Raw genomic sequence first — 13936 nt, forward strand, 5'->3', positions numbered from 1 at the left:
AGGGTTTATCGGGATGACAGTAGCGACTCAATCCTCCAGCCGTACAGCACAGGCAGCGAGAAAGAGCCTCAATTCCGGGCTGCGCGTAGCGTTTTCAAGCGGAGCGGTGATGGGCCTTACTGTAGTTGGGTTGGGGCTCTTAGATCTTTCTGTATGGTATTTCTTTCTTGATTGGTTTTACGCTTCGCATCCTTTACCGATCGGCAGCGACAAAATAACCGCAATTACTTCAACGATGCTCTGTTTTGGCATGGGCGCAAGTTCACAGGCGCTTTTTGCGAGAGTGGGAGGAGGCATATTTACAAAAGCTGCGGATGTCGGAGCTGATCTGGTCGGCAAAGTCGAAGCGGGCATTCCCGAAGACGATCCGCGCAACCCCGCGGTTATCGCGGATAATGTAGGAGACAATGTCGGAGATGTCGCCGGAATGGGAGCCGATCTTTACGAATCATATGTCGGCTCTATTGTAGCGACTGCCGCGTTAGGTGTAGCGGCCGGCTTAGGGGTAGCGGGTGTTACCGTTCCCATGGTAATGGCGGCGGTAGGCGTGATAGCGTCTATTATAGGTACATTTTTTGTGAAAAGCGGGGAAGAAGCGACCCAAAGCGTTCTCCTGGCGGCTTTAAGAAAAGGCGTATTTGTAAGCGCCATATTAGTGGCGGTGATCTCTTATTTTCTAGTGAAATATACGCTCGGCATAGGGTGTATCGGCGTTTATTGGTCGGTACTTACGGGTTTATTGGCAGGCGTATTGATAGGCCTTTCAACGGAATACTATACTTCAAGCAGGTTCAACCCGACGCGCACTGTGGCAGACGCCGCGTTGACAGGGCCCGCTACAGTAATAATAGGCGGTATTGCCGTCGGAATGATGTCTACGGCGATACCGGTAATCGTCGTTGGCCTTGCTATATTGGCGAGTTTCTTTTTATCCGGCGGAGCAACCAATTTTAATTCAGGGCTTTACGGCATAGCTATTTCCGCGGTTGGCATGCTTTCTACTTTGGGCATAACTTTAGCTACAGATGCCTATGGCCCCGTAGCCGACAACGCCGGCGGTAATGCCGAGATGGCTCATTTGCCTCCGGAGGTACGAAAGAGGACAGATGCCCTTGATGCGCTTGGAAATACTACAGCCGCCACCGGCAAAGGTTTTGCTATAGGTTCGGCCGCTTTAACAGCGCTGGCGCTTATTGCGGCTTACCGCGAACAGATTTTCTTAATATCCGGCAAGGAGCTGGTCTTGAGCCTTATGAATCCCAATGTGCTTGTAGGGCTATTTCTCGGCGCCATGCTGCCGTTTCTCTTCTGCTCGATGACAATGCGCGCGGTCGGAAGAGCGGCGGGCAAGATCGTAGTGGAAGTGCGCCGGCAGTTTGCGGAGATAAAGGGCATTATGGAAGGCACAGCAAAGCCCGATTACGCCAGTTGCGTGACAATAGCGACCCGCGCCGCGCAAATAGAGATGATAGCGCCTTCACTTATGGCGATAATAGCCCCGATTTTAATAGGTATATTTATAGGTGTTGAGGCCGTAGCCGGCCTTCTTACCGGTGCGACAGTATGCGGCTTTGCATTGGCAATAATGATGGCAAATTCAGGCGGCGCGTGGGATAACGCCAAGAAATATATAGAAGAGGGCCATTACGGTGGCAAAGGCTCATTGCCTCACAAAGCCGGCGTTGTCGGCGATACAGTAGGCGACCCGTTTAAAGATACATCGGGCCCGAGCTTAAATATACTTATAAAATTGATGTCTATGGTATCCATAGTATTCGCGTCATTTATTATTTCGAACAGCTTCTTCAAATAGCAGTAAAAAGAGCCCAATGATAATTTTTTCGCTTAAAGAAGACTCCGGTAAAAACCTCGATACTCAGGACGCAAGCCTGTTTCTTAAAGGCGGCGATGATCTCGTGCTCCTGATCCACGGACTTACCGGCACTCCAAGAGAGATGTATTATATCGCGCGCGCCTTAAACGAAAAAGGCTACTCCGTAAAAATTCCGCGTCTTCTAAACCACGATAAGTCACTTTTTGCTCTCAGGCGTACAAGCTGGCAGGAGCTCTACGCTGCCATAAGAGAAGAATTCTTAAAAGCCGATTCCCAGTATAAGAATATATTTGTAGGCGGCCTTTCGTTCGGGGCGCTTCTTGCCATTAAACTTGCCCATGAATTTCCCGAGAGGGTGAAGGCAGTAAATTCTTTTTCCGTGATCCTATTTTTCGACGGATGGAACGCGCCGCGGATAAAGATGTTTCTTCATCCGGTGTTCGCAACTCCCCTGAAATATTGGTTTTATTTTAAGGAAGGCTATCCTTACGGCCTGAAGAATAAACGGCTGAGAAGCAGGGTAGAGGCCTATTGTGAGAATTCAGAATGGGACGATTATAGCGAGGCCCATCTTTACGGTTACCCGGTGATTCCGATTGCGTGCATGCACCAGAATTATCTCTTGGCGAAGCATATCATGCGGCGATTAGGAAAGATAACGGTGCCTATTCAAATCCTTCAGGCAAAAGAGGACGACGTTACCAGCCCCAAAAGTTCCAAATACATATACGATCATATCGGTTCTAAAGACAAGCAGATGAAATTTTTCGAAAACTCCTACCACATAATCACAGCCGACCAGGAAAGAGATAAGGTGGCAGAGACGACAGTCTCGTTTTTTGATAAATACAAATAGGGCGGTCCTTAGAGGCTAAATGCGGAATTTTGATGCTATAGTGATAGGCGCCGGCGCATCGGGCATTGTGGCGGCTATAAGCGCCAAGCGAAAAGGCATGTCAGTTTTACTGTGCGAGAAGATGCCGCAGATAGGCAAAAAGATATTGGCCTCCGGCAGCGGACGCTGCAACCTTTCCAACGATAAAATAACAAGCTCCTTCTACAATCCTGCCGCGCGGCGTCTGACCGACGCTGTCTTCGCAAAATTCAGCGGCAAAGATATCGTAAAATTTTTCAGAGATATAGGCCTCGAGGTCTATTCAGATAACGGCAGGATATTTCCCGTGACAAACCAGTCGGCGTCCGTTTTGAAGATACTTGAAATGGAGCTCACGCGGCTTTCGGTTCCGGTAGAGGTTAATTGCGAAATTACGGGCATTGCTTATAAAGACGGCGCGTTTACAATCAGCCCAAAAAAGGGCGAAAAGCGGCAATGCCGCAAAGTAATACTGACGGGAGGCGGTAAGGCATATCCGGCTTTTGGTTCCGACGGTACTTCGTATAAGTTTGCAAAACAATTCGGCCACAGGATAATAGAGCCGGTCCCGAGCGCGGTTCCTTTGGTGGTGAAAGACGAAGCGTGCCATCTTCTTCAGGGGCAGAGGATATCGGCAAAAGCAAGAAGCATAGTCGACGGCAAGATAAAGAGCGAGGCAGCCGGCGATGTCCTTTTTACAAAATACGGACTGTCCGGCACAGCGGTGCTGGATATAAGCGAGGATATATCGATAGCATTGAACAGGGAACACAATAAAGATGTTGCCGTCTCTATAGATATGATACCGTTTATGGAGGATAGTAATTTAAGGAACGAGATCGAAAAGAGATTTAATGACGTCGTTTCACAAAAGGCGGTTTTATTCGGACTATTGCCTAATAAATTTGATCAGGCGCTTAAAAACATGCTTGGCGTAAAGGATATCGCCACGATAGTTGGCTCATTGAAGGACAGGCGTTTTAAGGTGTCGGGCACAAGAGGCTGGAACGAGGCGGAGTTTACGGCCGGCGGGGTGGATGTCGGCGATGTAAATGAAGCAACATTGGAATCAAAATTAAGAAAAGGCCTCTATTTTGCCGGAGAGATACTGGACGTAAACGGCAAAAGAGGCGGATACAATCTGGCGTGGGCGTGGGCTTCGGGGTTCGTTGCCGGCGCCGGCGCTGTCTAACCTGGTTAGTCTAACCAGGTTAGAATGGGAATTTTATGTTTATAACCGATCACGACACATACCTTTTTAAGCAAGGGAACCATTTTAGGCTTTACGATAAATTGGGTTCCCATCTTATGGAAGTAGACGGTGTGAAGGGGGCGCATTTTGCGCTTTGGGCGCCTAATGCCGCCGGTGTATCGGTCATAGGCAGCTTTAACAAATGGGATCCAAAGGCCCACCCGCTAAGACAAAGAAGTGACGAGTCCGGAATGTGGGAAGGATTTATTCCGGCTGTCGCAAAGGGCGACCTCTACAAATATCACATCATCTCCAAATACAATAACTATAAAGTAAATAAAAGCGATCCGTTCGCTTTTTACTGCGAAGTTTCGCCTAAGACGGCGTCAATTGTCTGGGAAACGCAATACGAGTGGAACGATAAAAAATGGATGAAAAATCGGTATAAACATAATGCTCCGGATAAACCGGTGGCTGTGTACGAGGTCCACCTTGGCTCCTGGAAGCGCGTGAAGGAAGAGAATAATAGATATATGACATATAGGGAAATGGCCGCGCCCCTCGCCGAATATGTCAAGGATATGGGATTTACCCATGTAGAGCTGATGCCCGTCATGGAGCATCCGTTCGATTTATCGTGGGGGTATCAGGTAACGGGCTTTTTTGCGCCCACAAGTCGCTTTGGCGCGCCGGAAGACTTTATGTATCTGGTGGATTACCTGCACAAGAAAGAGATCGGCGTCATTCTGGACTGGGTGCCATCGCATTTCCCCGGAGACGAGCACGGCCTCGCTTATTTTGATGGCACTCATTTATACGAACACGCCGATATGCGCAAGGGCTTTCATCCCGACTGGAAGAGTTATATATTTAATTATGACAGATATGAGGTTAAGGAGTTTCTGATATCGAGCGCCCTATACTGGCTGGAAAAATACCACGCCGACGGGCTGAGGGTTGACGCGGTTGCCTCGATGCTTTATCTCGATTATTCCAGAAAAGAGGGGGAGTGGATCCCCAATAAATACGGCGGCAGGGAAAACCTGGAGGCAATAGCATTCTTGAGGCAGTTAAACGAGGTGCTGTACGGCGCCTACCCCGATATACAAATGATCGCCGAAGATTCCACCGCATGGCCCATGGTATCAAGGCCTGCTTCGGTCGGAGGGCTCGGATTTGGCATGAAATGGAGCATGGGGTGGATGCACGATACCTTATGCTATTTTTCAAAAGATCCCGTTTACCGCAAGTACGAACACAATCAGATAACTTTCAGCATATGGTACGCATTTTCGGAAAATTTCCTCCTGCCTTTTTCGCATGACGAGGTTGTGCATGGAAAGGGCTCGCTACTTCATAAGATGCCGGGAGACGATTGGCAGAAGTTCGCGAACCTCAGGCTTCTTTTCGGCTACATGTACGGCCACCCCGGCAAGAAGCTCTTATTTATGGGCTGCGAATTCGCGCAAAGAAAAGAGTGGTCCAATTATGAAAGCCTGGAGTGGCCTCTTCTGCAATACTCCCCTCATCAGAATGTGCAAAAATGGGTGCGCGACCTTAATCATTTGTATAAGGCCGAACCGGCGTTGTATAAAAGGGATTTCGAATCTCAAGGTTTCGAGTGGGTAGATTTTCGTGATTGGGAAAACAGCGTAATAAGTTTTATAAGAAAAGGATTCGGGACGAACGATATCATACTTGTGGTATGCAATTTTACGCCGGTACCGCGGCTTAACTATAAAGTCAACGTCCCAAAGCCTGGCATATGGCAGGAGCTTCTGAACAGCGACGCCAAGGAGTACGGAGGAAGCGGCATGGGAAATCTTGGCGGGATAGCCGCCATACCTTCATCCTATCAGCCAGATTATTATACAATGGCGCTTACACTCCCGCCTCTGGGCGTCTTATTCTTTAAGAATATTGGGGTCAGACCCTGATTATGTTAACTACGTAGTTTACATAACGAGGGTCTGACCCCAGGCAAGTAAAGGGCAAATCGGAGGTGCATTATGAAACAGTTATTATCGGCTTTGATCGTAGCGGCTTTTGTGGTATCATTTTTATGCGTAATGCCCGTATCATACGGGGAATCCAATGTCCTTAAAGAAGGCCTTCTGGGGGCCGGTGCCGGAGCGGTAGGCGGATGGGCTTCCGGAGCCAAAAGCAAAAATGTATGGAAAGGTGCTCTTGCCGGTGCAGGCGTAAATGTAGTCGGCAACGCTCTTCTTGATTCTTCGAGCAATGAACATGTAGCCACAACCAATGAGGTCCAATCCATGCCGAACAATCAAGAGGCCTTTTCTAACGGCTATAAAGAAGGTTACAATAACGGCTATAAACAGGGCTATGTAGACGGATTAAAAGACGGCCATTCACTCGGGGCCGGAGCGAAACCATCCGAATAAACGGCGGCTCATGAAAAAATTATTGCACATAATAGCTACACCGAGGGGCAAAGAGTCACACACGCTTAAAGTGTCGGAGTCCTTCTTAGAGGCGTTCGCGAAAAAATATCCCAAATGTGTGATCGATACCCTAAACGTGACTGAAGAGGAACTGCCGGCTCTTGGCGTAAAAACGGTGCAGGGAAAATACGCTCTTCTAAGCGGCAAAGATCTTTCCGGGCCGTTGGCCAAAGCGTGGGAACCTGTAAAAAAACATATCGGACGCTTTCTTTCGGCTGACGCATATCTTATAAGCACGCCGATGTGGAACTTCAGTATACCCTATCCATTAAAACATTATATCGATATTATTGTGCAGCCTCGGTATCTTTTTAGATATACCGATAAGGGTGTTGAGGGGCTTGTTAAAAATAAGAAAATGTTGATCATAACCTCGAAAGGAGGGGATTACTCGACCGGAAGCCCCATGCGCCCGTACGATTTCGAGGAGACGTATTTACACTGGATATTCAGTTTTGTCGGTATGACCGATATTTCTTTTATTAATGCTCAGCCAATGGACGCTTTCGGCCCGGACGTAGCGGAAAAAAAGATAGAAGAGGCGAAAGTATTGGCGAAAAAATCAGCCGAGGAGTGGCAGGAGGTGCAAAGTGGAGATAAAAGTACAGAAATTAAATCAGGACGAACTTAACAAGATGAATGTCTTCGCCTGGCCCGTGTGGGCGAAGGAGATATCACGGTTCGACTGGCAGTATGACGGCATTGAGGAGTGTTATCTTCTGGACGGCGACGTTATAGTAGAAACAAAAGACGGAAAAAATGTAAAGTTCGGCAAAGGCGACTTTGTAACATTCCCAAAAGGGCTTTCCTGCACATGGGATATAAAGAAGCCCGTGAGGAAGCATTATAACTTTAAGTAATATTTTTATTTTTTCGCAAATAGGCGGGCAGGATGCGGAGTGAGTCTCTGTACTTGGCTATAGTGCGCCTTTTTATTAAAATACCTTCCTTCGTCAAACTTTCATAAATATCATTGTCGGTCAGAGGTTTTGCCTTAGCCTCATTTTTAACAAGCGCTTCAATCCGATTTTTTACAGCTTGCTTGGAGACAGATTCGCCGTTCTCTTTTTTGACGCTGGCGCTTAAAAGGCTCTTTAGGGGCACTACATTATCGTCGATCTGTATGTATTTGTTTGAAATCGTGCGGGTTACAGTAGATTCGTGCAGCTTGAGCGCCTCGGAGATATTTTTTACAGTGAGGCTCTTCATTTCATGAGGGTGGTTTTGCAGTGAGTCTTTATGGAATTGCAGTATGTAATCCGCCACTCTGCACATGGTCTCTTCCCGGCGCCTTATGCCGTCTATAAGATGGCGGGCAGTATCCATATTTTCCTTCATGAATTGGCGCGCTTCGGCGTCTTTTATAATCTCCAGCTTATTTTCATACGGGTTGTAAAGCCGGAGCCGCGGCATCCAGTCTTTATTTAGCTCGAGCTGCAGCTTTTTCTTTGCGAGACTCACAAGAAAATCTGGCGCTACGCGTTCGGATTTTTCGCTTAAAATATTACTCGCCGGCCGGGGATTCAGTTTTTTAATGTTGGCTATCGCCGTTTGGACCGCCTCTTTATCGGCCGCGAGAATCCGCGCTATCTTTTCCGCATTGTTTTTTGCCACTTCGTCAATGCATTCAGTTACTATGCGGTATTCCAGAGAATCTTCTTTATTCGCTTTTTTTAACTGCAGTTGAAGGCATTCAGTGAGGTCGTGCGCGCCTATACCTGCGGGCTCAAGGCCCTGGACTGCTTCTAGGGCCCTTTCCGTTTCTTCCAGGCTTACCATGAGATCGCTCGTCACTTCCTCGACATCAACTGTTATGTAGCCGTTATCATCCATCTCATATATCAGGTATTCCGCTATCTCCAATTCCTTGTCCGTTAAATCGAGTATCCTGAGCTGAGAAATAAGAGGGAGGCGCTTATTTTCTTTGTCTTCGGTAGCCGCGTCATTATATTCGTAGGTAGTAGAGAGCTTTTTAGGTTTTTCGCTAAGGATCTTTTGGAGGAACGGATTCGATTCCGCAATAGAGTCGATATATTCGGCAAGGTCTTTGGTGGACATACCAAGCAGCATAATAGAATGTTTCATCTGCGGCGTGAGCGCCATCCGGTACAGCATCTTTTGCTGATGCGATAGTCTATTTTTCAGTAATAGCTCAGTCTCAGAAGAAGTACTAAGGTAAGCCCGTCTTTGCGAGGAAGCTGTAGTTAGCCGGCATGCTGACGAAGCAATCTCCTTCGGAGAGGCTGCACACTCCCCTTGCGGGGCGGCTTCGCACTCTTTTTTTAACCGCTAAGGCTTTAAATTGATCGCGTCCATTTTGGCGCATTTTTTTCTTGACATTATCCGAGCAATAATATAGTATGTCGGATATGAGAATGACTGCCTCCAATCGATTGAAACAGCTCCTCAAAGAGCGCGATAAGCTGGCTGCCAGATTAAGCGGCTATAAGCATACCCTGCGCGGAACGATCGTCAAACGCGGCAATATCTGCGGCAAGCCGGTATGTATATGCAAGCGCAAGAATAACCCCGTTCTTCACGGGCCATATCAGTACCTCTCCCACCGTTCCAGAAAATCTATCAACATGATATTCCTGAATAAAAGGAAGCTCTCCCGCGCGATAAGGGGCGTGAGAGAGTATAACGAGCTCATTGATCTCATCTACCGGATAAGCGAGATAAATTTTAAGGTTCTAAGATATCATCACGCAAGGATGTCTGATGAGCGATAAAGAGATAAAGCGGATCCTTTTAAAATTAAAGATCCTTGAGGAAGAAAACGAGAAGCTTAAAGAAGAAAACGCCTATCTGAAGTTTAAACTCGAAGATCTGCAATCCAAGCGCTATAAATCCAAAAAGATTAAACCGCCTGATGACACGCCTTCGGTGCCGTCGGTTGCCAAAAAGCGCGGCGGCCTCTTTGGCCATATCGGCTGGTTCCGGAAAAAACCCAAAGAAATAAACAGGATAGAGGAAGTCCGGTTAGATAAATGCCCCAAATGCGGCTCAGGCGACTTAATCGAATGCAAAGATACGCATGAGCATATCCAAGAGGATATTATCCTGCCAAAGGTTGAGGTGACCTTATATCGTAAACATCGTTACTACTGCAAAAACTGTAAAGAGATAATCTCGCCGAAAGGAGCCGATGAGATCCCGGGAAGCTGTATAGGTCCGAGGGCGAAGGCTTTCGCCGCGTTCCTAAGGTTCGGCATAAAAATATCGGAACGCGACGTATGCGTCTTCTTCCAGAGAGCCTTCAACTTAAAAATGGCTGCCTCCTCAATAGCCGGCTTCATGGATCAACTTAAGACAGAAGCTCTTCCTATCTATAATGATCTATTGGCTTCGCTTAAAAAAGGATCATTTATCCACGCCGATGAGACCGGTTGGTCTATAGACGGCATTAATCATTGGCTCTGGAAGTTCTCCAACAAGAAGATATGCGTAAGCCACATAGATAAAGCTCGAGGGCAGGCTGTTGTGGAGAAGATGCTGGGCGATAAATATAATGGCGTTTTAATATCGGACTTCTTATCTGCCTATAACAAAATAATAACGCCGGCCAAGCAGAGATGCCTTGTCCATATACTTCGGGATTTAGAAAAGGTTATGGAATACTGGCACGACGACAGAGAGGTCTTGCGATACTCGGAGAGGCTGAAGAAGATATTCGAGGACGCTATCCAATTATACAAGGAATATAAAGGAAGGATTTGGGATGATACTTACTGCCGCCAGAGGGAGTTAATCGCCAAAGCCATGGAAGACTTCGAATTCCCTAACCCCAACAAGCGGATACTGAGACGATTTGCTAAGCGCCTCAAAAGGCACAAGAACGAACTATTCACCTTCCTGTATATAAAAAACATCGACTACCACAATAATCACGCCGAACAGCAGATAAGGCCCGATGTCATATTCCGCAAAATAACATTTGGTAACCGTTCTCTTGCCGGCGCCGAGAACCACAGCGTTATCATGAGCATCCTTCAGACCGCTAAATTAAACGGTATAGATCCGATAGGCGTTGTGGAAAAGATACTGCTAAGATCACCGCAGAATCCGCTCGCCAAGGCATTTTATCCATAAAAACATTACCTTTGTTATCATAGCCGGTGGAATAATCTAAAAAGCGAGAGTGCGAAGTCTCCCTGCAAGGGGATTGCTTCTCCCGCCCGAAAAAAAACCATGGGCGGGATCGCAATGACGGGGTTCTTCTAGCGCTGGGCTGTTACATTTTTCATAATATGATACTCTGCTCAGATACCAATTTTATCATTAAGGCAACAAAAAGCAACTTTTTTCTTCCTCTTCCTAACTTCTGTGGACTTTTGGCGCCATTTGCAACAAAACTGTCTATTTGCCGCAACACTTGGGTATATACAATCGTTTTCTAAGGCAGATTTATCCCTGTAAAGTTGGCACGAATAATGCTTAGCACTGAAGATGTATGTTCATACATACATGTCATAGTTTATCATAGACACGTTTTTAACCTATATAATACGGAGGAATGACAAATGGCAGACAAGCGCTTAACCATAACAGAGGTAGCGAAATCAGTGGGAGTGACTCCCCGCACGATCATGCGCTGGGAAAAATCCGGAAAGATCAAGAAGCAAAGGCGCGACTGGCGCGGCTGGAGATTCTATACAGAGGAAGACATAGGGGCGATAAAGGAATTTGTAGATAGCGCCTACGAGTATGACTCTGAAAACGGCATGCTCGTAAATGCCAGCAAGCGCATACTAATGTTTATTTTGATACCGAGCGTTTTTATTGCCACATTCCTGTGCGATTTTGTCTCGGCGGAGGAGGCGGCAACGAACTTTGCCCCTGTCAAGCGAAACGCGGCAGTAGTAGAGACGCCCACAACGGTCAATATAGACCTTAACGCTCTACCGGCGGTCACGCAGCCCGCGATCACGAGCACCGTTACCGAAGACGTAAAATACACCCTTGGGCCGAATGACATTGTTGCCATTGAGGTAAGAAGGCATCCGGAATTCAGCGGCCAATACACCATAACTTCGGAAGGTAAAATAGAATATAAATTTGTGGGCGATATACTGGTAAACGGCCTCACGAAATTGCAGCTTAAGGACCGCGTTACGGAGATACTCTCAGAATACCTCATAGCGCCCGAAGTGGATGTGACGATTGCCGCTTATATGAGCAAGGTCTATTATGTGGTAGGTGATGTCAACCATCCCGGCAAATTCTATATGAGGGGCAATACCATGAGCATAAGGGAAGCGCTGGTTGAAGCGTCTTTGCCAAATCAGGCAGCGGCAATGAGAAGGTGCCGGCTTATCACGCCCAATGCGACCGGAAGAAACAATTACATAGATGTAGATGTATATACCTTATTATATGAAGGCGACCTTAGGCAGAATTTCGAAATGAAACCCGGCGATGTCCTTTATGTGCCTGCGACAGTTATAGCCAAGATGATACGCATAATATCGCCCGTTACAGATTTTACGGCCAAGACAGCCGGAACAGCGGTTGGCGCAGCCGCCAACGCGATGGTATTTATACCGTAAAAGGAGACTCTAATGAACAATCAAGCAATTATCGAAAAACAGCCGCTGGATTACATAAAGATATTCTTCAGGAGAAAATGGCTCATTGTACTGCCCACAGTAATAGGCATATGCCTGGGGGTGGTTGCGGCGAATGTGATACCAAAGCGATATGAGGCATCTACTCTTATATTAGTAGAGGAAGGCAGGATTGAAAACCCTCTCATACAGGGGCTGGCATCTACGACGGGCATATCGCAGCGCCTCGGTATTTTACGCGAACAGATGCTTGGCTGGGACAGATTGCTTCAGCTTATAGAGAAGCTTGATCTCGCCAAGAACGTCAAGAATCAATTCGAATTTGAAGAACTGGTCAAATTCCTGAGGAAGAATATTAGAGTAACAAGCCTCAATAAAACCGAGAACGTGATAAGGATATCCTACGAGGGTAAAGATCCCACCCAGACAAAGAAAATAGTCCAGACCATTACCGATATATTTATAGCGGAGAATCTGAGGCAGCAAACGCAGGAAGCGGACAACGCAGTCGCGTTTATTAACGACCAGCTTATCCTGTACCAGAAGAAGCTGAAGCAGTCGGAAGTGGCGACCATGGAAGAGCAGTTAAATAAGCTTTTGGTAGATTCCACCAAAAAACACCCAATGGTAGTTGAGCTTAAAAGCAAAATAGACGCCGCCAAATTAGAGATAGCAGAGGGGAATTACGATATAAAAGACCCTGATCTTGCCGTTTCGTCAAAGGAGATGGCGGACCTTAAAGAAGAATTGAAGCAGATGAAAGAGGAGATTGCGGGCCCGGCGGCAGCGCAGGATGACGGGGCAAACAGGGTGCGCATGGCTACGACGAGCAACGACAAGCTCTACAAATTGCTGCTTCTTGATAAAATAAGCACAGTGGAGGCGCGCGACGTCACCGTGACGCAAAAACTTTACAACACGCTTTTGGAGCGCCTGGAGACGGCCAAAATAACGCAGCGCCTTGAATCCTCAAAAGAGGGGACAAAGTACACCATACTTGACCCGCCAAGGCAGCCGCTTAAACCGGCAAAGCCCAACAAGGTGCTTGTGATGCTGATGGGCATGTTTTTGGGCACGTGCGTCGGCGGCGGTGTTATATTTGCCGCGGAACTTTTTGACCATTCGTTTATTAGCGTAGAAGATGTGAAGGCATTCTTTGAGCTGCCGGTACTCGGGGCGATTTCAAAGATAGTCACCTCCGATGACCTGAAAGCGCAAAAACTGCGCAATGCTCGCATAACGGTGGCATCTATTGTGACAGGGGTTGTCCTGGTCATAGTGATTATATTTAATGTAATAATGGGGAACTAACCATGTACGAAAAATATTACGGATTTAAAGAAAAACCGTTTAGCTTGACGCCGGACTCTAAATTCTTTTTCTCCAGCGCGAAGCACGAAGAGGCGTTAAATTGCATGCTGCTCGCGATAAGCGAAAAGAGCGGTTTTGTGGTGGTGACCGGCGAAATCGGCTCGGGCAAAACCACAGTGTGTCGTTCATTGCTCAACAGGCTGGATCCATCGGCAAGAGTAGCGCTGATACTGAATACTCATCTCGGGAAAAAAGAACTTCTGACTACGATCTTGCATGACCTGGGTATTGAGTATAAATCTACGTCAAAGACGCATCTCATATCGGCGCTAAACGACTATCTTCTGAAACAGATATCCAACGATATCAATACAGTTCTCATTATTGACGAGGCGCAGAATCTCACGCCCAGCGTCATTGAGGAAGTGCGGATGCTATCTAATTTTGAGACCGAGCACGAAAAACTGCTCCAGATAATACTTATAGGCCAGCCGGAATTACGCAAAAAGCTGGCACTTCCGCAATTGGAGCAGTTCAAGCAGAGAGTGGTCTTTCATTACCACCTGGAGGCGCTGGACAGGGAAGAGACGGAAGAATATATTAAGCACCGCCTTGGGAAGGCCGGCTCTAACCGGGACGACATCTTTACGGCTGAAGCGATAGCCGAGATTTACAAACACTCAAAAGGCGTGC

At 47.2% G+C, this 13936-nt stretch carries 13 protein-coding genes; 12 read left to right on the top strand and 1 reads right to left on the bottom strand.

Annotated features, from left to right (window positions below; translation table 11 throughout):
• From KKI13_01365 to KKI13_01395, 7 genes are all read left to right on the top strand, one after another.
• Positions 1 to 1813, top strand: a 1813-nt coding sequence (locus tag KKI13_01365; GenBank protein ID MBU4487702.1) for a sodium-translocating pyrophosphatase, incomplete at its 5' end; no start/stop codon positions are given.
• Between the two features lie 16 nt (positions 1814 to 1829).
• Positions 1830 to 2690: an alpha/beta fold hydrolase gene (locus tag KKI13_01370; GenBank protein MBU4487703.1), complete on the top strand. Its 861-nt coding sequence runs from the start codon at positions 1830 to 1832 to the stop codon at positions 2688 to 2690.
• 19 nt (positions 2691 to 2709) lie between these two features.
• Positions 2710 to 3900, top strand: a complete 1191-nt coding sequence (locus KKI13_01375; GenBank protein ID MBU4487704.1) for an NAD(P)/FAD-dependent oxidoreductase — start codon at positions 2710 to 2712, stop codon at positions 3898 to 3900.
• 35 nt (positions 3901 to 3935) lie between these two features.
• A complete protein-coding gene (glgB, locus tag KKI13_01380; GenBank protein MBU4487705.1) occupies positions 3936 to 5837 on the top strand; it encodes a 1,4-alpha-glucan branching protein GlgB in 1902 nt (633 codons plus the stop codon).
• 72 nt (positions 5838 to 5909) lie between these two features.
• Positions 5910 to 6305, top strand: a complete 396-nt coding sequence (locus KKI13_01385; protein ID MBU4487706.1) for a hypothetical protein — start codon at positions 5910 to 5912, stop codon at positions 6303 to 6305.
• Between the two features lie 10 nt (positions 6306 to 6315).
• The gene (locus KKI13_01390) at positions 6316 to 6996 is read left to right on the top strand and encodes an NAD(P)H-dependent oxidoreductase (protein ID MBU4487707.1); all 681 of its coding nucleotides are present in this window, start codon (positions 6316 to 6318) and stop codon (positions 6994 to 6996) included.
• The gene (locus tag KKI13_01395; GenBank protein ID MBU4487708.1) at positions 6956 to 7225 is read left to right on the top strand and encodes a cupin domain-containing protein; all 270 of its coding nucleotides are present in this window, start codon (positions 6956 to 6958) and stop codon (positions 7223 to 7225) included. The genes KKI13_01390 and KKI13_01395 overlap by 41 nt, the downstream gene beginning before the upstream one ends.
• On the opposite strand, the gene rpoN is transcribed toward KKI13_01395, so the two are convergent.
• Complete coding sequence (gene rpoN, locus KKI13_01400; protein MBU4487709.1) at positions 7218 to 8480, bottom strand: RNA polymerase factor sigma-54; 1263 nt, start codon at positions 8478 to 8480, stop codon at positions 7218 to 7220. The two genes, KKI13_01395 and rpoN, sit on opposite strands and share 8 nt — an antisense overlap.
• Positions 8481 to 8734: 254 nt before the next feature.
• On the opposite strand from rpoN, the gene KKI13_01405 reads away from it, so the two are divergent.
• From KKI13_01405 to KKI13_01425, 5 genes are all read left to right on the top strand, one after another.
• A complete protein-coding gene (locus KKI13_01405; GenBank protein ID MBU4487710.1) occupies positions 8735 to 9097 on the top strand; it encodes a hypothetical protein in 363 nt (120 codons plus the stop codon).
• Complete coding sequence (locus KKI13_01410; protein MBU4487711.1) at positions 9087 to 10457, top strand: IS66 family transposase; 1371 nt, start codon at positions 9087 to 9089, stop codon at positions 10455 to 10457. Before KKI13_01405 ends, KKI13_01410 begins: the two co-directional genes overlap by 11 nt.
• 431 nt (positions 10458 to 10888) lie before the next feature.
• The gene (locus tag KKI13_01415; protein ID MBU4487712.1) at positions 10889 to 11914 is read left to right on the top strand and encodes a polysaccharide biosynthesis/export family protein; all 1026 of its coding nucleotides are present in this window, start codon (positions 10889 to 10891) and stop codon (positions 11912 to 11914) included.
• Between the two features lie 12 nt (positions 11915 to 11926).
• Positions 11927 to 13243, top strand: a complete 1317-nt coding sequence (locus tag KKI13_01420) for a hypothetical protein (protein ID MBU4487713.1) — start codon at positions 11927 to 11929, stop codon at positions 13241 to 13243.
• Between the two features lie 2 nt (positions 13244 to 13245).
• A partial coding sequence (locus KKI13_01425; GenBank protein ID MBU4487714.1) for an AAA family ATPase occupies positions 13246 to 13936 on the top strand: 691 nt, incomplete at its 3' end.

It is taken from the genome of Candidatus Omnitrophota bacterium (assembly GCA_018894435.1).
GTDB lineage: Bacteria > Omnitrophota > Gorgyraeia > JAHIPI01 > JAHIPI01 > JAHIPI01.

Excerpts from the sequence above, each read along its gene's own strand:
- KKI13_01370 (MBU4487703.1), top strand. The coding sequence starts at position 1,830 with ATGATAATTTTTTCGCTTAAAGAAGACTCCGGTAAAAACCTCGATACT.
- KKI13_01375 (MBU4487704.1), top strand. The coding sequence starts at position 2,710 with ATGCGGAATTTTGATGCTATAGTGATAGGCGCCGGCGCATCGGGCATT.
- glgB (MBU4487705.1), top strand. The coding sequence starts at position 3,936 with ATGTTTATAACCGATCACGACACATACCTTTTTAAGCAAGGGAACCAT.
- KKI13_01385 (MBU4487706.1), top strand. The coding sequence starts at position 5,910 with ATGAAACAGTTATTATCGGCTTTGATCGTAGCGGCTTTTGTGGTATCA.
- KKI13_01390 (MBU4487707.1), top strand. The coding sequence starts at position 6,316 with ATGAAAAAATTATTGCACATAATAGCTACACCGAGGGGCAAAGAGTCA.
- rpoN (MBU4487709.1), bottom strand. The coding sequence starts at position 8,480 with ATGCTGTACCGGATGGCGCTCACGCCGCAGATGAAACATTCTATTATG.
- KKI13_01405 (MBU4487710.1), top strand. The coding sequence starts at position 8,735 with ATGAGAATGACTGCCTCCAATCGATTGAAACAGCTCCTCAAAGAGCGC.
- KKI13_01410 (MBU4487711.1), top strand. The coding sequence starts at position 9,087 with ATGAGCGATAAAGAGATAAAGCGGATCCTTTTAAAATTAAAGATCCTT.
- KKI13_01415 (MBU4487712.1), top strand. The coding sequence starts at position 10,889 with ATGGCAGACAAGCGCTTAACCATAACAGAGGTAGCGAAATCAGTGGGA.
- KKI13_01420 (MBU4487713.1), top strand. The coding sequence starts at position 11,927 with ATGAACAATCAAGCAATTATCGAAAAACAGCCGCTGGATTACATAAAG.